General features: G+C 54.4%; 14 protein-coding genes, 2 tRNA genes and 3 rRNA genes. 1 reads left to right on the top strand and 18 read right to left on the bottom strand.

Annotated features, from left to right (window positions below; all coding sequences use genetic code 11):
• Window positions 1-75 precede the first annotated feature (75 nt).
• From O3C79_RS06560 to rpoE, 4 genes are read right to left on the bottom strand one after another with little or no spacing between them, the layout of a single operon-like run.
• The gene (locus O3C79_RS06560) at window positions 76-1,479 is read right to left on the bottom strand and encodes a DegQ family serine endoprotease (RefSeq protein WP_029511002.1); all 1,404 of its coding nucleotides are present in this window, start codon (window positions 1,477-1,479) and stop codon (window positions 76-78) included.
• 12 nt (window positions 1,480-1,491) lie between these two features.
• Window positions 1,492-1,932, bottom strand: coding sequence for a SoxR reducing system RseC family protein (locus O3C79_RS06555; RefSeq protein WP_010322385.1), 441 nt, complete (start codon window positions 1,930-1,932; stop codon window positions 1,492-1,494).
• A complete protein-coding gene (locus O3C79_RS06550; RefSeq protein ID WP_010322386.1) occupies window positions 1,929-2,765 on the bottom strand; it encodes a MucB/RseB C-terminal domain-containing protein in 837 nt (278 codons plus the stop codon). Before O3C79_RS06550 ends, O3C79_RS06555 begins: the two co-directional genes overlap by 4 nt.
• Before the next feature lie 36 nt (window positions 2,766-2,801).
• Window positions 2,802-3,389: an RNA polymerase sigma factor RpoE gene (gene rpoE / locus O3C79_RS06545; protein WP_175612003.1), complete on the bottom strand. Its 588-nt coding sequence runs from the start codon at window positions 3,387-3,389 to the stop codon at window positions 2,802-2,804.
• Between the two features lie 221 nt (window positions 3,390-3,610).
• On the opposite strand from rpoE, the gene nadB reads away from it, so the two are divergent.
• Window positions 3,611-5,245, top strand: coding sequence for an L-aspartate oxidase (nadB, locus tag O3C79_RS06540; protein ID WP_494385266.1), 1,635 nt, complete (start codon window positions 3,611-3,613; stop codon window positions 5,243-5,245).
• On the opposite strand, the gene O3C79_RS06535 is transcribed toward nadB, so the two are convergent.
• The 14 genes from O3C79_RS06535 to rlmN form a co-directional block, all read right to left on the bottom strand.
• On the bottom strand, window positions 5,190-5,666 hold the full coding sequence (locus tag O3C79_RS06535; RefSeq protein WP_494385265.1) for a hypothetical protein: 477 nt from the start codon (window positions 5,664-5,666) through the stop codon (window positions 5,190-5,192). The genes nadB and O3C79_RS06535 overlap by 56 nt on opposite strands.
• Window positions 5,644-5,898, bottom strand: a complete 255-nt coding sequence (locus O3C79_RS06530) for an FAD assembly factor SdhE (protein ID WP_010322390.1) — start codon at window positions 5,896-5,898, stop codon at window positions 5,644-5,646. The genes O3C79_RS06535 and O3C79_RS06530 overlap by 23 nt, the downstream gene beginning before the upstream one ends.
• Before the next feature lie 146 nt (window positions 5,899-6,044).
• Window positions 6,045-6,160: ribosomal RNA gene (rrf, locus tag O3C79_RS06525) — 5S ribosomal RNA — on the bottom strand.
• A gap of 130 nt (window positions 6,161-6,290) precedes the next feature.
• A 23S ribosomal RNA gene (locus tag O3C79_RS06520) occupies window positions 6,291-9,175 on the bottom strand.
• Window positions 9,176-9,389: 214 nt separating this feature from the next.
• Window positions 9,390-9,465, bottom strand: a tRNA-Ala gene (locus tag O3C79_RS06515).
• 100 nt (window positions 9,466-9,565) lie between these two features.
• Window positions 9,566-9,642 (bottom strand) — tRNA-Ile (locus O3C79_RS06510).
• Between the two features lie 85 nt (window positions 9,643-9,727).
• Window positions 9,728-11,267: ribosomal RNA gene (locus O3C79_RS06505) — 16S ribosomal RNA — on the bottom strand.
• Together the 16S, 23S and 5S rRNA genes with 2 tRNA genes alongside form the textbook arrangement of a ribosomal RNA operon.
• A gap of 589 nt (window positions 11,268-11,856) precedes the next feature.
• Window positions 11,857-13,290: a ribosome biogenesis GTPase Der gene (gene der / locus O3C79_RS06500; RefSeq protein WP_076463202.1), complete on the bottom strand. Its 1,434-nt coding sequence runs from the start codon at window positions 13,288-13,290 to the stop codon at window positions 11,857-11,859.
• Between the two features lie 73 nt (window positions 13,291-13,363).
• Window positions 13,364-14,518, bottom strand: coding sequence for an outer membrane protein assembly factor BamB (gene bamB, locus O3C79_RS06495; RefSeq protein ID WP_494385264.1), 1,155 nt, complete (start codon window positions 14,516-14,518; stop codon window positions 13,364-13,366).
• Window positions 14,515-15,174, bottom strand: coding sequence for a YfgM family protein (locus tag O3C79_RS06490; protein WP_494385263.1), 660 nt, complete (start codon window positions 15,172-15,174; stop codon window positions 14,515-14,517). Before O3C79_RS06490 ends, bamB begins: the two co-directional genes overlap by 4 nt.
• A gap of 36 nt (window positions 15,175-15,210) precedes the next feature.
• Entirely contained in the window at window positions 15,211-16,449 is a 1,239-nt protein-coding gene (hisS, locus tag O3C79_RS06485) for a histidine--tRNA ligase (RefSeq protein ID WP_494385780.1), read from the bottom strand.
• 63 nt (window positions 16,450-16,512) lie between these two features.
• The gene (locus O3C79_RS06480; RefSeq protein ID WP_494385262.1) at window positions 16,513-17,508 is read right to left on the bottom strand and encodes a RodZ domain-containing protein; all 996 of its coding nucleotides are present in this window, start codon (window positions 17,506-17,508) and stop codon (window positions 16,513-16,515) included.
• Window positions 17,505-18,278 carry a type IV pilus biogenesis/stability protein PilW gene (pilW, locus tag O3C79_RS06475; RefSeq protein ID WP_494385261.1) on the bottom strand — a complete coding sequence of 258 codons (774 nt, stop codon included), beginning with the start codon at window positions 18,276-18,278 and terminating at the stop codon, window positions 17,505-17,507. Before pilW ends, O3C79_RS06480 begins: the two co-directional genes overlap by 4 nt.
• Before the next feature lie 9 nt (window positions 18,279-18,287).
• On the bottom strand, window positions 18,288-19,421 hold the full coding sequence (gene rlmN / locus O3C79_RS06470; protein WP_494385260.1) for a dual-specificity RNA methyltransferase RlmN: 1,134 nt from the start codon (window positions 19,419-19,421) through the stop codon (window positions 18,288-18,290).
• Window positions 19,422-19,464 lie beyond the last annotated feature (43 nt).

The following is a 19,464-nucleotide window of genomic DNA, read 5'->3' as shown; positions in this document are numbered from 1 at the left end:
AAGACCCCTTGCAGGTCATCAGAGCACAACTGGCCGCAATGAAATGAGGGGGCCAATGCCCCCTCAGTCAGCACATCACTTCAATTTCAGTGCGATAAACAGCGGACTTCCGCGACGCACGATGCGCATGGGGACCGAGCGCCCCTCCGGCAAGTCAGCCACCAGGCGACTGAACTGTTCAATCGTCTCGACCTGCTGACCGTTGAGCATGGTGATGACATCGCCACGGACCAGGCCGGCACGCGCGCCTGCGCCTTCACGAACCTGTTCAACAATCACGCCGGAACGCAGGTTCCATTTGTCGCTCAGCTCTTTGGGCAGAGGTGCCACGGTCAGCCCCAGGCGGTTACTGTCGGCCGGCTGCTGAGTATGCGTTTCAGCGAGGCTATCTTCATCCGGCAAACGACCGATGGTGACATCCAGAGTTTCGCGACGGCCATTACGCATGATCTCGACTTCCGCACTTTCTCCCGGCTTGATGCGGCCTACCAGCGGCGGCAGGTCGGAGGAAAGCTCTACGTCCTGACCATTGAACGACAGAATAACGTCACCTTCGCGCAGACCGGAGGCGCCAGCCGGGCTGTCAGCCATCACCTTGGCCACCAATGCACCGGCAGGCTTGGGCAGGCCAAAGGACTCGGCCAGATCACGGTTAACTTCCTGAATGATGACACCCAGCCAACCGCGCTCGACAAAGCCACGCCCTTTCAGCTGTTCCGCCACATTCATGGCCACGTCGATGGGGATGGCAAAAGAGAGCCCCATAAAACCACCAGAGCGGGTATAGATCTGCGAGTTGATGCCGACCACTTCACCATCAAGATTGAACAGCGGACCACCGGAGTTACCGGGGTTGATCGCGACATCCGTCTGAATAAAGGGCACATAGGTTTCGTTGGCCAGCGCACGCTCAGTGGCACTGACAATACCCGCGGTTACGCTGTGGTCAAAACCGAACGGAGAACCGATAGCCAGAACCCATTCGCCTACCTTGAGATCGGCAGAGCGACCCAGTTCAAGCACCGGCAGATCATCGGCCTCAATCTTCAGCAGTGCCACATCGGTACGCTCGTCGGAACCGATAACTTCAGCTTCCAGCTCGCGGCGGTCATTGAGACGCACCATCACCTGGTCCGCATCCTTGATCACATGGTGATTGGTCAGGATGTAGCCGTCATCGGAAATAATAAAGCCGGAGCCCAACGACTGGGGAGCTTCACGCCGACGTTCACGAAACTGGGGCAATTCACGAAAGAAGTGACGAAAGATTTCGGGAATCTGCTCACCGTTGGGGCCCTGAAACTGCCCAAACGGGGAAGCCTGCTCCACTTCGTCCCTGTTTTGTACCGTACTGATATTCACAACGCCGGGAGAGGCCTTCTCAACCAGGCGGGTAAAGTCGGGCAAAGCTGCCGCATTCACCAGCGGCGACAAAAGCACAACGAGCATGACACTCAAACAGATCTTGATACTTCTCATCGGTTTTGACCCTCAAGTTTCAAGGATTTTAAGCAACACAGGTTGATAATCAGATTTGACACTTTTGCTGTTGGCGTAGCGCCTGACGGCCCAGAAACCGGCCAGCATGGCACCCAGTGCAGCCACAACCTGAGCCGGTTCATTCCAGCCAAGGGTACTGGCTGCAATGGCTGCCAGAATCAGGCAAAGCAACGGAATGCAGTAGAGCAGAAAGGAGGCTTTCATCAGGCTGCCTTCTTGCAGCCCGATAACCACCTGAGCGCCGACAGGAACACTGAGGCCCTCAGGGTTCATCACGGCGACTTCGACCATCTTGTCCTTGCGCCACTGTGAGAGCACGCCCTGAGAGCAGTTTGAACGGCTTGAGCATTGCGCACAGGCACTGTTGCGCTCTGCTGCAACGCGCACGCCCTCGGGGCCCGCTGCCGTCACAGTGACAATTTCTTCAATCACCGGTTACGCTCGGGCTGAACAGCGCTGGCAATACGGTCCGCAATCATCAACGGCACATCACCAACGACCGTCACAAAATGGTCTCCGCGGCGCTTACCGACTGCGATATAGCCGTTTTCCTGGGCAACACCTTCCGGCATGCTCTGATGGCCCAGCTCTTCAACACTGACGGAGAAGGCGTCGCGACCATTGGCAAATACCATCACCTCACCATGGGGCAGCAGTTCGTGACGCACGATGGAATAGCCTTTCGGTAGCCAACGAGTTGTCCACTGGGGCGTTTTCTGGCTGCTCAGCAAGTGCTGGTGCTGATCGATATATTTGGTTAGCCCATCGGACAGGCGAATGACATCGGCTGACTCATAGGACTGAGACGGAACGGCACTGCCCAAACGGGTGCGCATCAGGTCAGACGTTGTATTTTGTCCCGGCAGGTAAAACTGTGGCGACTCGGATGCGCCATCATCAAAGTTGCCCGCCCCCAGTATTACGGCTGCAGTCACGGAAGCCGCAACAGCCATGCTGGTGACCGAACGCCACCACTGAGGCGCACGTCGCTTGCGCTCAGGCGCTCGAGCCGGTTCAGCCTGTTGCGTTGGCTTCTCGGCCTCGTAAGCGGGCTCTGACTCCAGCGCAGCCATCACGCGTGTGCTCAGATCCAGCTCCAGACCACCCTGCTGCTCGCCCTTGAGGCAGGTTCGAGCCATATGATACCGGCGCCACTGCTGTTGCAGCTCCGGCGACTCACTGGTTGTGTCCACCAGCCGTCTCAGTTCAAAGTCACTGACTTCACCGTCCAGCAGTGCCGAAAGCGATTCTTTGGCCTTATGCATAACTCATCCCCAAGTCTCTGCTCATGCAGTCTTAATCTAACGTTCCAGCAAGGGTGCGATCTCTTTGTCGATCGCCTCACGTGCTCGGAAAATCCTGGATCGCACCGTACCCACGGGGCAGTCCATAACATTGGCTATATCTTCGTAGCTCATGCCTTCGAACTCACGTAGCGTCAGGGCTACGCGCAGGTCCTCCGGCAAACGATTGAGTGTGTCACGCACAACACGTTCCATCTCTTCCCGATACAGGCTGTTTTCGGGCGTATCCAGATCACGCAGCTGCGAATCTGCCCCCAGGTACTGGGCATCATCTACATCCACGTCAACATCAGGAGGGCGACGCCCTCGCGACACCAGATGGTTCTTGGCCGTATTGATCGCAATGCGGTACAACCACGTATAAAAGGCACTGTCACCACGAAAACCCGGCAGCGCTCGGTAGGCTTTGATAAAAGCTTCCTGAGCAATATCCATGGCCTCATGCGAGTCGTAGACATAGCGCCCAATCAAACCGATGATCTTGTGCTGATATTGTTTTACCAGCAGATCAAATGCCCTTTTGTCGCCTGCCTGTACCCTTTCCACTAATCGTTTATCAATAGCTGCCTGACTTTCGTTAGACACTCGGTATCCTTAATAAGTCGCTGCGACCTGCAACCGATGACATATCGGCTGCTCTTCAATTCGATGCAGTATGTAATGCCAACCTAACGCATTTCAACCTCGTGTCCAAAGCAGGCGTGCACTGCGTATGAACCTGAATAGAGAATGAAGTTCCCGTTTTTTGGTTTTATTGACTGAATTCAGCACGCATAATACTCGTACCCAGAGCATGGAACCTGAACATGAACACACAAGGCACATCCTCAGACTTCGACGTACTGGTCATTGGCAGCGGTGCCGCTGGCCTGAGTCTGGCATTGAACCTCCCCCAGCACCTGGATATTGCCGTCCTCAGCAAGGCGGACTACTCCAGCGGTTCAACCTGGATGGCCCAAGGCGGGATTGCCGCAGTGCTGGACGAAACAGACAAGGCTGAAGACCATATCCGCGACACTCTGGTGGCCGGTGCAGACCTCAGCCGCCCGGAGGCGGTGCAGCAGATTGTCGAGGCGGGGCCTGAGAGCATTCGCTGGCTGATTGATATGGGCGTGCCCTTTACCCGTGAAGGTGATAATTACCACCTGACCAAGGAGGGAGGGCACTCTCACCGCCGCATTATACATGCGGCCGATGCTACGGGACGCGCGGTGCATGAAACCCTGCTGCAGCGAGCGCAGGAGCGTAGCAATATCCAACTGTACGACCAGCACATCGCCATTGACCTGATTACACGCCGCAAGCTGAAGCTGCCTCACAACCGCTGCGTGGGTGCCTATGTGCTGAACAATCACACCGGTCACGTAGAAGCTTTCCGTGCCTGCAGCGTGGTACTTGCCACCGGTGGTGCCGCCAAAGCCTACCTCTACACAAGTAATAGCGACGGCTCAACCGGCGACGGCATTGCCATGGCCTGGCGTGCGGGCTGCCGAGTCGCCAATATGGAATTCAACCAATTCCACCCCACCTGTCTATACCACCCTCAGGCGAAGTCGTTTCTTATCAGTGAAGCGGTCCGGGGTGAAGGTGGGCGTCTACTGCTGCCCGATGGCAGCCGTTTCATGTCACGCTTTGATGAGCGTGCCGAGCTTGCACCACGCGATATTGTTGCCCGCGCCATCGACCATGAAATGAAGCGCCTGGGCTGCGACTCCGTATATCTGGACATCTCGCACAGGGATGCCGATTTTATCAAATCCCATTTCCCGACCATCTACCAGCGTTGCCTGGAGCTTGGTATCGACATGACACGTGATCCCATCCCGGTCGTACCGGCGGCACACTATACCTGTGGAGGTGTCATGACCGACAAAAACGGCCTGACCGACCTGGAAGGCCTCTATGCAATCGGCGAGACGGGCTTCACCGGCCTGCACGGGGCAAACCGGTTGGCATCCAATTCGCTACTGGAGTGCATAGTACTGGGCTGCAATGCCTCCAGTCGTATTGCCAAGGAGCTGGAAAGCACCGATTACCCACTTCCGCCGATACCACACTGGGATGAGTCTCTGGTAACCGACTCGGATGAAGACGTTATTATTTCGCATAACTGGGACGAGCTGCGCCGCTTCATGTGGGATTACGTCGGCATCGTTCGCACAACCAAACGACTTCAGCGCGCCCAGCACCGTATTGAGCTGCTGCTGCAGGAAATTGCCGAGTACTACAGTAACTACCGTGTCAGCTCGGATCTGATCGAACTGCGCAACCTGGCCACGGTGGCAGAGCTGATCATCCGCAGTGCCATCTGTCGCAAGGAAAGCCGTGGCCTGCACTATACGCTGGACTACCCGAAACTGGCACAGGAGCGAATGGACACCATTCTTACACCGTCGAACTATCTTTGGCAGGATGCGGTTCGAGAGGAGCAGCCCAGGTAATCGCCACATGCAAGCGCCTGCGGTCGTCATTACTCAAACGGTCGGGTGTTATCACCAGTCGCGTGGGGCAGTAACGGTCACTGCGCTGTATTGACAGAATCTGCACCACGCCCGGCAAGGAACAGCTCTGGTGCAGATGGTCTACCTCAACCCAATCCCCTTCTGCCGTTTTCACACTCAGCCGTCGATGCTCTACATCCCAGTACAATGTTTCAATGCGCTCAGAGGCCGGAATGAAGATATCACGCCATAGCAGAAAACCCAGCAACAGGCTGTAGGCGATCCAGGCAAGCCAGATAGCCTCTGTGCCTATATTCAGCTGGACCAAGCCGATAGAGCCGAGAGCATAGGTAAACACATACAAAAACAGCAGCCTGGGGCTGCTGTTCAGTTTAATTCTAATCGGGCTGAACGCGTTCAAGAATCAAGTCCACCATCCGCTGTAGATCGGGATCTTCTGATTTACCCCTCTGCATGAACCAGACAAACAAATCCTGATCTTCACAGTCCAGCAAGCGCACAAAGCGATCCTGATCATCCTCTGCCAGATCCCTGAATGCCTGCTCCATAAAAGGAACCAGCAACACATCCAGCTCCAGCATACCGCGCCGGCATTGCCAGGTCAGTCGACGCACATCATCTTCTGTATACATCTATTCATCCCAATGCGTTAACAACAGAGGCGAATACTACCGTTTGTACCTAGTATCCACCATCCCCAGACACTCAGACTTTGATGCAAGCCGTATAACGCAAAAACCCCGATCTCATCGAGACCGGGGTTTTCACTTAATTAAATGCTTGGCGATGACCTACTCTCACATGGGGAAGCCCCACACTACCATCGGCGATGACGCGTTTCACTGCTGAGTTCGGTATGGGATCAGGTGGTTCCACGGCTCTATGGTCGCCAAGCAAAACTGGAACAAACTGGATCTGAAATTCTTTCGACTGTCTGTTTTGTCGCTACAAGCGCTCAACCGGTGCTCTTGCGAGCCGATAATCTTTAACGTCTAACCATTCATCCAAACGCCTTGGGCGTTATATGGTCAAGCCTCACGAGCCATTAGTACAGGTTAGCTCAATGCCTTACAGCACTTACACACCCTGCCTATCAACGTCCTGGTCTCGGACGGCTCTACAGGGACCTCAAGGGTCCAGTGAGATCTCATCTTGAAGGGGGCTTCCCGCTTAGATGCTTTCAGCGGTTATCCCGTCCGAACGTAGCTACCCGGCAATGCCACTGGCGTGACAACCGGAACACCAGAGGTTCGTTCACTCCGGTCCTCTCGTACTAGGAGCAACTCTTCTCAAATCTCAAACGCCCACGGCAGATAGGGACCGAACTGTCTCACGACGTTCTAAACCCAGCTCGCGTACCACTTTAAATGGCGAACAGCCATACCCTTGGGACCGGCTTCAGCCCCAGGATGTGATGAGCCGACATCGAGGTGCCAAACACCGCCGTCGATGTGAACTCTTGGGCGGTATCAGCCTGTTATCCCCGGAGTACCTTTTATCCGTTGAGCGATGGCCCTTCCATACAGAACCACCGGATCACTAGAACCTACTTTCGTACCTGCTCGACGTGTCTGTCTCGCAGTCAAGCACCCTTCTACTCTTGCGCTCATTGGCTGATTTCCGACCAGCCTGAGGGTACCTTCGTGCTCCTCCGTTACACTTTGGGAGGAGACCGCCCCAGTCAAACTACCCACCACACAATGTCCTCGATCCCGATCAGGGACCTGAGTTAGAACCTCAACAGTACCAGGCTGGTATTTCAAGGACGGCTCCACACTGGCTAGCGCCAATGCTTCAAAGCCTCCCAGCTATCCTACACAAATAATGTCAAAGTCCACTGTGAAGCTATAGTAAAGGTTCACGGGGTCTTTCCGTCTAGCCGCGGGGACGCTGCATCTTCACAGCGAGTTCAATTTCACTGAGTCTCGGGTGGAGACAGTGTGGCCATCGTTACGCCATTCGTGCAGGTCGGAACTTACCCGACAAGGAATTTCGCTACCTTAGGACCGTTATAGTTACGGCCGCCGTTTACCGGGGCTTCGATCAAGAGCTTCGCCGAAGCTAACCCCATCAATTAACCTTCCGGCACCGGGCAGGCGTCACACCCTATACGTCCACTTTCGTGTTTGCAGAGTGCTGTGTTTTTAATAAACAGTCGCAGCCACCTGGTATCTTCGACCGACATCAGCTTAGGACGTAAAGTCCATCACCAACATCGGCGTGCCTTCTCCCGAAGTTACGGCACCATTTTGCCTAGTTCCTTCACCCGAGTTCTCTCAAGCGCCTTGGTATTCTCAACCTGACCACCTGTGTCGGTTTGGGGTACGGTCACACATAACCTGAAGCTTAGAGGATTTTCCTGGAAGCATGGCATCAACCACTTCACTCCATAAAGGAGCTCGTCATCAGGTCTCAGTCTTAAGAAGCCGGATTTGCCTAACTTCTCAACCTACACCCTTAAACACGGACAACCAACGCCGTGCTGGCCTAGCCTTCTCCGTCCCCCCGTCGCAGTTATGCGCGGTACAGGAATATTAACCTGTCTCCCATCGACTACGCTTTTCAGCCTCGCCTTAGGGGCCGACTCACCCTACCCTGATTAGCATTGGATAGGAACCCTTGGTCTTCCGGCGAGGGGGTTTTTCACCCCCTTTATCGTTACTCATGTCAGCATTCGCACTTCTGATACCTCCACGGTGCCTCCCGGCTTCCGCTTCAACGGCTTACAGAACGCTCCTCTACCATGCCCTAAGGCATCCGCAGCTTCGGTGTCTAGTTTGAGCCCCGTTATATCTTCCGCGCAGGCCGACTCGACTAGTGAGCTATTACGCTTTCTTTAAAGGATGGCTGCTTCTAAGCCAACCTCCTAGCTGTCTGAGCCTTCCCACATCGTTTCCCACTTAACTAGAACTTTGGGACCTTAGCTGGCGGTCTGGGTTGTTTCCCTTTCCACGACGGACGTTAGCACCCGCCGTGTGTCTCCCATGATTGCACTCTTGGGTATTCGGAGTTTGCATCGGGTTGGTAAGTCGGGATGACCCCCTAGCCGAAACAGTGCTCTACCCCCCAAGGTGAGACATGAGGCGCTACCTAAATAGCTTTCGAGGAGAACCAGCTATCTCCGGGCTTGATTAGCCTTTCACTCCGATCCACAGGTCATCCGCTGGCTTTTCAACGACAGTCGGTTCGGTCCTCCAATTGATGTTACTCAATCTTCAACCTGCCCATGGATAGATCGCCCGGTTTCGGGTCTACTCCCAGCGACTAAACGCCCTATTAAGACTCGGTTTCCCTACGCCTCCCCTAAACGGTTAAGCTTGCCACTGAAAGTAAGTCGCTGACCCATTATACAAAAGGTACGCAGTCACCGTCCGAAAACGGCTCCCACTGCTTGTACGTACACGGTTTCAGGGTCTATTTCACTCCCCTCACAGGGGTTCTTTTCGCCTTTCCCTCACGGTACTGGTTCACTATCGGTCAGTCAGGAGTATTTAGCCTTGGAGGATGGTCCCCCCATATTCAGACAGAATATCACGTGTTCCGTCCTACTCGATTTCACTGCGTATAGGTTTTCGTGTACGGGGCTATCACCCACTATGGCCACACTTTCCAGAGTGTTCCACTAACCACAACACAGCTTAAGGGCTGGTCCCCGTTCGCTCGCCGCTACTAAGGGAATCTCAATTGATTTCTTTTCCTCCGGGTACTTAGATGTTTCAGTTCCCCGGGTTCGCCTCTCAAAGCCTATGTATTCAGCTAAGAGATACCCGCAAGCGGGTGGGTTTCCCCATTCGGAAATGTTCGGATCAAAGCTCGTTTACCAGCTCCCCGAACCTTATCGCAGGTTACAACGTCCTTCATCGCCTCTGACTGCCAAGGCATCCACCGTGCACGCTTATTCACTTGACCATATAACCCGAAGGCGTCTGGCAAATGAATGGTTCGTAACGATTATCGCCGGTTGGCGCTTGTATCAAACAATACAAGACAATCTTTCAGATCCAATTTGTTAAAGAGCGTTTAAAGCGTTGAAGCTTTAAAAGATGGACTCAAAAACTTCACATCAAGTGTGAAGTGAGTGCATGTTTTAAAACTTTCTTGACCATTCCAGGCATTTGAGGAATGGTGGAGCTATGCGGGATCGAACCGCAGACCTCCTGCGTGCAAAGCAGGCGCTCTCCCAGCTGAGCTATAGCCCCATAAGGGTTGTCGCGTTGTCATTTTGTGTCAATCAAGGCCAATCCCGAGGCCGCATAGTCTGCTAAGCAACGAAGGATTTAACGCTGAGTGGCGCAAAATTGGTAGGCCTGAGTGGATTTGAACCACCGACCTCACCCTTATCAGGGGTGCGCTCTAACCAACTGAGCTACAAGCCTACATATTCGGCATCTGCCGATTACGCTCTCTTTAACTTTCGATCAGGTAATATGTGTGAACGCTTGCCAGAACTTCGCAATCGTTTAAGGAGGTGATCCAGCCCCAGGTTCCCCTAGGGCTACCTTGTTACGACTTCACCCCAGTCATGAATCACACCGTGGTAACCGTCCTCCCGAAGGTTAGACTAGCTACTTCTGGTGCAACCCACTCCCATGGTGTGACGGGCGGTGTGTACAAGGCCCGGGAACGTATTCACCGCGACATTCTGATTCGCGATTACTAGCGATTCCGACTTCACGCAGTCGAGTTGCAGACTGCGATCCGGACTACGACCGGTTTTCTGAGATTTGCTTACCCTCGCGAGTTCGCGGCCCTCTGTACCGGCCATTGTAGCACGTGTGTAGCCCTACTCGTAAGGGCCATGATGACTTGACGTCATCCCCACCTTCCTCCGGTTTGTCACCGGCAGTCTCCTTAGAGTTCCCACCCGAAGTGCTGGCAAATAAGGATAGGGGTTGCGCTCGTTACGGGACTTAACCCAACATTTCACAACACGAGCTGACGACAGCCATGCAGCACCTGTCACTGCGTTCCCGAAGGCACCAAGCTATCTCTAGCAAGTTCGCAGGATGTCAAGAGTAGGTAAGGTTCTTCGCGTTGCTTCGAATTAAACCACATGCTCCACCGCTTGTGCGGGCCCCCGTCAATTCATTTGAGTTTTAACCTTGCGGCCGTACTCCCCAGGCGGTCAACTTATCGCGTTAGCTGCGCCACTAAAGGATCAAGTCCCCCAACGGCTAGTTGACATCGTTTACGGCGTGGACTACCAGGGTATCTAATCCTGTTTGCTACCCACGCTTTCGCACCTCAGTGTCAGTATCGGTCCAGGCAGTCGCCTTCGCCACTGGTGTTCCTTCCGATCTCTACGCATTTCACCGCTACACCGGAAATTCCACTACCCTCTACCGTACTCTAGTCTGGCAGTATCAGGTGCAGTTCCCAGGTTGAGCCCGGGGCTTTCACATCTGACTGACCAAACCACCTACGTGCGCTTTACGCCCAGTAATTCCGATTAACGCTTGCACCCTCCGTATTACCGCGGCTGCTGGCACGGAGTTAGCCGGTGCTTCTTCTGATGTTAACGTCACAGTATGCGGGTATTAACCACACACCTTTCCTCACATCTGAAAGTGCTTTACAACCCGAAGGCCTTCTTCACACACGCGGCATGGCTGGATCAGGGTTGCCCCCATTGTCCAATATTCCCCACTGCTGCCTCCCGTAGGAGTCTGGGCCGTGTCTCAGTCCCAGTGTGGCTGATCATCCTCTCAGACCAGCTACGGATCATCGCCTTGGTGAGCTTTTACCTCACCAACAAGCTAATCCGACGCGGGCTCATCTGATAGCGTAAGGTCCGAAGATCCCCTACTTTCCCCCGAAGGGCGTATGCGGTATTAGCAGTCGTTTCCAACTGTTGTCCCCCACTACCAGGCAGATTCCCACGCGTTACTCACCCGTCCGCCGCTCGTCAGCAACTAGCAAGCTAGTTCTGTTACCGCTCGACTTGCATGTGTTAGGCCTGCCGCCAGCGTTCAATCTGAGCCATGATCAAACTCTTCAGTTCAAATCTTTGTGAGTCATATTAAGAGGGAGGAATGATCCCTCAGACTCGGCTCAAGGTATTACACAACGCTAAATGAATATTCAGTTAGGTTGCTTGCCTTGATTAAGCTTTGTGTGCTCAATCCTGACAAGCGCCCACACATATTACCTGATCAATTTGTTAAAGAGCGGGCTTGAGCAACCTGCCGTGTGGCAGAACATGTTGTCTCAAGCGAGGCGCGTATCTTACCGCATCCTCATTCGGTGTCAACCGTTTTTTTCGTTTTTTGTTTCAGTGCCGAAGCACTCAAACAACGAAGCGGTTAAAACCAAGGAGGCAAATTCTACATCAGAAATCTAAGTGATTTCAAGAGCTTATCTCCTTCTCTCCCGAGCCGTTCAGTGTTGCGTGAACCCCGTCGTCTCAAGCGAGGAGGCGAATTCTACAGACATGAGATGGGGCGTCAACTGTTTTGTGTAAAATAATTTCAAAAAGGTGAAACGGCTTTAAAACACTAAACAAACGCCCCACTGAAACGGTCTCAGCCTGTGCATATAGATAGAGTAGAACAGGAACGACAACGGGCACCCAAGGGTGCCCGTTGTGATTGTTACTTGCCGCGTGCCTTTTTCTTGGCTCTGTGCTTCAAGTCCTTGACGTGCTGACGGCTACGTTCTTTCTTCGCCAGCTGACGTGGTGTCAGGGTGTTCTTCTTACCGGCAAAGGGGTTATCACTGGTACGGAACTCAAACCGGATCGGCGTACCTTTTATCTTCAGGTATTTGATGAAACGGTTTTCCAGGTAACGCTTATAGGAGCCGGGCAATGCGTTGGTCTGGTTACCATGTACCACGATAATCGGCGGATTGGATCCGCCCTGGTGCGCATAACGCAGCTTAATACGACGGTTATTCACCGCTGGCGGCTGATGGTCGGCCACCACATCTTCCAGCAGTTTAGTCAACTGGTTGGTTGACCACTTGGCCATTGCACAGTCGTAGGCCTCATTAATGGAGTCATAGAGATTCCCTACCCCGGTACCGTGCAGTGCTGAGATGAAGTGGAAGCGTGCAAAACCGGCAAATTCAAGACGACGTTCGACCTGTGTTTTCACATGCTCGCGATCTTCCGCCGTCATGCCATCCCATTTATTAAGGGTGACTACCAGGGCTCGACCGGAGTCAATGACAAAACCTAGCATGCTCAGGTCCTGCTCGGTGACCCCTTCACGCGCATCAATAACGCTGACAACAACATTGGCATCCTTTATCGCCTGCAGCGTCTTTACAATGGAAAACTTCTCCACTGCTTCCTTGATATTCTTGCGCCGGCGGACACCCGCCGTATCAATCAGGGTGTAATCCTGGCCATCACGCTCATAAGGAATATAGATGCTGTCACGGGTGGTTCCGGCCTGGTCGTACACAACAACACGGTCTTCACCCAGCATGCGGTTGACCAAGGTGGACTTGCCGACATTGGGGCGACCAACAATAGCGATGCGGATGCTGTCATCGTGCTCCTGCTCGCCTTCCGCCTCTTCATCTTCTTCAACGATAAACGGCGCCAGGACTTCATCCATCAACATGGTGACATTACGGCCATGGGAAGCGGCAATCGGTACCGGTTGACCAATACCGAGGGCATAGAAGTCCGCCATGGCCACATCAGGATCGATGCCATCGGTCTTGTTCACGACCAGCCAGCACTCTTTTTCCTGACGACGCAGATGGTTGGCAATCATCTCATCCGCCGGGTTCAGGCCGGCACGACCGTCTACCAGGAACAGAACGATGTTGGCTTCATCAATCGCCTGCAGCGACTGCTCCGCCATACGCTGATCGATGCCGTCTTCATCCCCAGAGATACCACCCGTATCGATGACGATATAGTCACAGTTGCCAAGACGGCCCTCACCGTACTTACGATCTCGAGTCAGCCCCGGCAGGTCAGCGACCAGCGCATCACGCGAGCGGGTCAGACGATTAAAAAGGGTCGATTTACCCACATTGGGACGACCTACCAAAGCAATTACGGGCAGCATAATGTTTTACCTGAAAACAACACGGCGGCACCCTGCCAATGCAGAGGCCGCCGGAAATTAATAAAGATCACGGTTATTGTAGTTTCAGCGCAACCAGACGGCCATCATTACTCAACGCGTAGAGCACATCGTCCCGTACCAGCAGATCGCCCTGCAGTCCGGAGGAGTCTACACGGTAACGTGCCGTCAAATGGCCATCCACCTGTGACAGAGCATGCAGATAGCCTTCGCTGTCACCAACCAGAATTGAGTTACCCATTGCTACAGGCGAAGTCAGGCCACGGTGCAGCAGATCATCCTGCTGCCAGACACTGGCATTGCTGCGCGCATCAAACGCCTGAACGCTGCTGTTATCGGTAACGGCGTAAATGTTGCCAAAGCCTCCGGCCACGCCACGGTAGCTGGATAGGTCACGCGCCCAGACAATCTGGCCGTTGCCCGGACTGATTGCGGCAAGACGGCCCTGGTAAGAGGCTGTGTATACCAGGCGGTTATAGACCAGTGGCTGGGCATCGATATCAACGATACGCTCCAGTTCAGAACGACCTTCCGCCAGTGAGATGCGCTGCTCCCATACCTGACGACCATTGGCGTTATCCACCGCAACCATTTTGCCATTGGCAAATGCCGCCAGTGTCAGGTCAGCCGCCACAATCGGGGCACTGGTTCCGCGCAGACTCAGGCGCGGAATCTGGCTGTCGTAGCTCCAGCGCTTTTCCCCCGTATCCACATCCAGTGCAACCAGCTTGCCATCCAGCTGCTGTACCACCACCAGCTCCGCATTCATCTGCGGCTGGGCAGTCACTTCTGAACCCGCCTGGAAACGCCAGCGCTCGCTACCATCGTCTGCTGAAAGCGCAATCACTTCACCTTCCAGCGTACTGAACAACACCAGACCGTTGCCGGCACCTACGCCACCAATCACATCGGTATCCAGTTCCTGACGCCAGATCACCTCACCGCTATCAACGTCCGCTGCGACCAGATCACCTTCGGCGCTGGTAGCGAAGATACGCCCATCTGAAATCGAAGGACGGAACTGATGATAAAGCTCACCCAGATCTCCACCGACATCGACACTCCAGAGCTCGACCAGACTCTGCTCGGCTTCAAACTCGACCAACGGCGACGGTGCGTCGACCGGTGTTTCCGAACTGAACATGCCACATCCGGACAAGGCAATACTGATCCCTGTCACCAGCGCCAGACGCTTGAGTCCCGGTTTCATGAGCTAGCTCCCACCAGATCATCACGTTTCATTTTCAACAGCGGACGCAGCTGTTCACCACCCGCTGCTTCCAGTGCCGCTTCATAGGCTGCAAACGCCTGCTCATTCTGACCCTGAGACTTGAGCACGTCGCCCAGCAATTCCTGACGCTCGGCTTCAAAGGTGCCGGCATCAAGAGACTTCAGCAACGTAACCGCCGCCTGCTCTTCAGACTGTTGCAGCAGCAGTGCAGCCTTGCGCAGGGTTGCAACGCGCGAGATGTCATCAGTCTCATCGGCAGCCGCAATTGCCCAGTCCAGTTCAGTGCTCGCCTGAGCATAGTCTTCCTGGCGAACCGCAGCAGCCGCAAGCGCGAGCGCAGCAAAACGTGCATAGGCGGTTCCCTCATGCTCCTGCTTCAGCTGCTCGGCCAAATGCTTCGCCGTGGCGTACTGGCTGTCATCGGCCTGTACACTGGCAAGCTGAACTGCTTCAGACAGGTTCTGGTACAACACGGATGCAGCTGCGGCCTGCTGCTCCTGACGTGTCTGCCATGCCTGCCAGCCCACTACCAGCGCAATAGCCGCGGCAACACCCAGCACCAGTGACTTGCCATTTTCGTTCCACCAGTTTTTGAGTGCGTTGATCTGTTCTTCTTCCGTTCGCAGTTCTGCCACGATTAACTCCTAACTCTTGAAATGGGACGCACCCGATCAGGCAAAGATGCGGGTCAACTCTGCAACCAGCTGCTCTGGTGACAGGTCGTACGCAGTCTCTTCATCATGCCACAGGGAAAGCAAGGCACCCTTGTCCGCATCTGACCGCAGCAAGGCAATCACCGGCGCACCGGTCTGCTTGGCCTTGTTGGCGATATTCTTCAGCCCGGCACAGTGAACACGCACACGCAAACCGGGAACTTCGCGACGCAGGCGCTCGGCCAGCAGCATGACATCAGACTGAATTCCCTTGTGTTCAGCTGCAAGATAAAGGTCAAACGTCTGACGTACAGTTGCCGGCACAACCTCGAGGGTTTCCAACAACAGAATCAGGCGCTCAATACCCATGGCGAAACCAACCGCCGGCGTAGGCTTGCCACCCAGCTGCTTGACCAGACCGTCATAACGACCGCCGGCGCATACCGTACCCTGAGCACCCAGTTTATCGGTAACCCATTCGAATACAGTCTTGCAGTAGTAATCCAGACCGCGCACCAGATAAGGGTTCACCTCATAACGGATACCGGCCGCATCCAGCACGGCGCACAACTGTTCAAAATCCTGACGGGATTCTTCATCCAGGTACTCGCTCAGAACCGGCGCATTTTCCAGAATTTCACGGGTCTGTTCGTTTTTGCTGTCGAGAATACGTAATGGATTACTTTCCAGTCGACGCTGACTGTCTTCATCCAGTTTATCGAAGTGCTGGTTCAGATAAGCAACCAGCGCATCCTTGTACTCGGCACGGGCCTGGTTGCTGCCCAGTGAGTTCAACTGCAGAACAACCGCATCACTCATGCCCAGCTCACGCCAGAGCGCTGCTGAAATAAGGATCAGCTCGGCATCGATATCAGGCCCCGCCATACCGAAGGCCTCAACACCCACCTGATGAAACTGGCGGTAACGGCCTTTCTGCGGTTTTTCATAACGGAACATGGGGCCCTGGTACCAGAGACGCTGGGCCTGGTTGTAAAGCATGCCATGCTCTTCACCTGCACGTACGCAGCAGGCTGTACCCTCTGGGCGCAAGGTCAGGCTTTCACCATTACGATCGTCGAAGGTATACATCTCCTTTTCAACGATATCCGTTACTTCGCCGATTGAACGCTTGAACAGATCGGTTTGCTCAACGATCGGCATGCGAATTTCGGAGTAGCCATAGCCACCGAGAACAGTCTTGACCTTGTTTTCCAGGTACTGCCAGACCGGTGTTTGATCCGGCAGGATGTCATTCATACCGCGAATGGCTTTAATCTTGCTCAAAACGTGTTGTTCCTGTTAACTGAAATACGAATATTCTTACAGCGGGAGTGACAGGCGAGCGACGCCTTCACGAGAACGCGCGGCCAGATCAATAGTGCGACCCGCATAGCTGAATTCTTCTACTGCGCTGACACGACCAACCACAACGGCCAGCGGCTCTTCACCCTCAAGCTCCAGTGTGGTACCCGCCTTGGCGACTCCTGAGTAAAGCGAGCGGCCATTTGAAGCCTTGATATCCAGCCAGCAATCATCCACCAGAGAAATCACCAAACCCTGGGACGCTTCTGACTCCACAATAGCCTGTACCGGATTCTCAACATCACCCGCAGCAGTTTCCTCGTTAGCTGCCTCTGCTCTGGCTGTATCCACTTCAGGCTCTAAAGCAGCCTGCTCAGAAGAGCCTGCAGCTGTATCAGTCATACCCTCTGTGGACTCATCATCCTGATTCGACAGCGTATCGGTTGTATCTGTACCGGAAGCCTCCGGCACCAGAGGCTCAACTTCCGGCAGTGGCGCTTCCTCTTCATCAACTGAAGGCAGCACCAGCGTATTGCCATCTGTCGTTTCAACAGACACTGGCTCGTCCAGAGACGACAAACCGGCATTATCATTAACGCCATACTGTGCCTGCCACCACCAGACAAATACCGCAATCAGCGCGAGCAAAAACAGCCAGCTACCGATCTTGAGTACCGGGTGGCCCTGACGACGACCGGGCACCATCGACACGGTACCAATTGCTTTGACGTCAGCAGACGTTGTCTGTTGCCCTGTTGCCTGGTTGTAGGCATCCACAAACGGCTTCGGGTCCAGCTTCAGGTAATTGGCATAGGCACGGATATACCCGCGAGTAAAAACCGGATCCTTGAGTCGGTCGATATCTGAAGCTTCAATTGCTGCTACAGTCGCCGCATGCAGGTGCAGCTGGTTACAAACCTGATCAATACTGATGCCATGACGTTCACGCGCTTCCCTGAGCTGTTCACCAGGAAATGCCAGCGGAGTCGTGACGGTCGGGTCAAGCTCACTCACTGTGTACTCTCCTCATAACGTCGGTATTCCGCCGAGTTAGGATAGGTGTTTTTTAGAATGAGGGCGTAGGTCGATGCCTTGGAGGTGTTGCGTTCGACGCGGGCCAGCTGAATACCCAGCCAAAGGCTGGCAGCGGTATGATCGGTACGACGCTGTTCGACCAGCATCAGGAAGCGATTGAAACGACGGGAGGCCGAAGCGACATCACCCTTTTCCATTTCCAACAGCCCCAGCCGGACCAGTGAAAGCGGACGATTGCCGTTTACAGCCAGCGCACGGCTGTAGGCTTCTTCTGCATCAGCCTGGCGGCCAGTCAACTCATTGCAGCGGCCAAGGTTTTCCAGTGCCCAGTCCCTGCGTGGATAAAAGGCATCCTCGCTGGCCATCGCAAACTGCTGACAGGCCTCTTCATGGCGCTGCTGCGAAAACAAAAAAGTACCAAAATTATTGTGAATACGAGCCGATTCCGGGGCAGCATCAAGCGCCAGACGGAAATAACGCTCGGCCAACTCATATTCCTGTTCAGACTGGAACGCCAACGCCAGCGCACTCAGCGCCGGCGCATAATCATCATCAAGCTCCAGCGCACGCTGCAGTGAAAGCTTGGCGTTAACCGTGTTACCGGCCTGCAGGTACTGGACCCCCAGACTGGTATAGGCTTCCAGGGTCTCTTCGGTACTACGCCCCGCTGCCGTATTGGCAGTGTTTGAGGCGCAACCGGACAACAGCACCGCCGTTGCAAGCAGTACAACCAAACCGGACCCTTTCACACATCCCCCTTATACCTGTGACATCTTCCCTTGAGCAGGCTCTTCTTGTACCACAGGAATGTATTTTTGGCTACGGCGGGTGCGGTCCTCTACCTGCCCAACCAGCTGGCCACAGGCCGCATCTACATCATCACCGCGGGTACGTCGTACCGTGGTAATAATGGACGCACGCACCAGGATATCCTTGAAACGCTGAATAGCCTGTTCACTGGGACGGCGATAACCCGAGTTCGGGAAAGGGTTGAACGGAATCAGGTTCAGCTTGCAGGGCAGCTGTTTCAGCAGTTTCGCCAGCTCGCGGGCATGTTCCGGCTGATCATTTACACCATCAATCAGTGTGTATTCGACAGTCGCCGCACGCTTGTCCGGAAGGCTTTCAAGATAGCGGTTACTGGCCGCAATCAGCTCTTCAATCGGGTAGCGCTTGTTGATGGGTACCAGCTGGTCGCGCAGCTCATTATTGGGCGCGTGCAATGAAATCGCCAGTGACACATCACTGACCTGGCTCAATTTATCCAGGGCCGGAACAACACCGGCTGTACTCAGGGTCACACGGCGCTTGGACAAACCATAGGCGTTGTCATCCATCATCAACTGAGTGGCATCAACAACGTTTTCAAAATTCATCAAGGGCTCGCCCATGCCCATCATCACCACATTGGTGACATGACGCTTGGACGGCTCAAAGGGGCCACAGGAGCGGATGGCAACACGCAGCTGGGCAATAATCTCTGCCGCCGACAGGTTACGGTTGAAGCCTTGTTTGCCGGTAGAGCAAAAACTGCAGTCAAGTGAACAGCCTACCTGGGAAGACACACACAGGGTGCGGCGGTCACCATCAGGTATCAACACCATCTCGATCGCCGAGCCGCCATCCATGCGGATAACCCACTTGCGGGTACCATCACGGGAGGTCTTGTCGAGCAGAATTTCAGGCTCACGGATTTCCGCAACCTCAGCCAGTTTGGCGCGCATGGCCTTACTGATGTTGGTCATCTCATCGAAGCTGGAAGCGCCCTGCTGATGCAGCCACTTGAGCACCTGGGTGGCACGGAATTTCTTCTCACCCTGCTGTTCAAAAAAGGCTATCAATTTTGCAGGCGACAGCCCCAGGAGGTTGATCTTGGTAGCGGAGTCGGACATGTCGAGTTCACTCATGTTACGGGTTAGGCCGCCCCGCGGGGCG

Source organism: Marinobacterium sp. NO-S09, assembly GCF_059179545.1.
The sequence above is the reverse complement of the archived record's forward strand: the minus strand, read 5'-3'. Positions and strand labels throughout refer to the sequence as shown.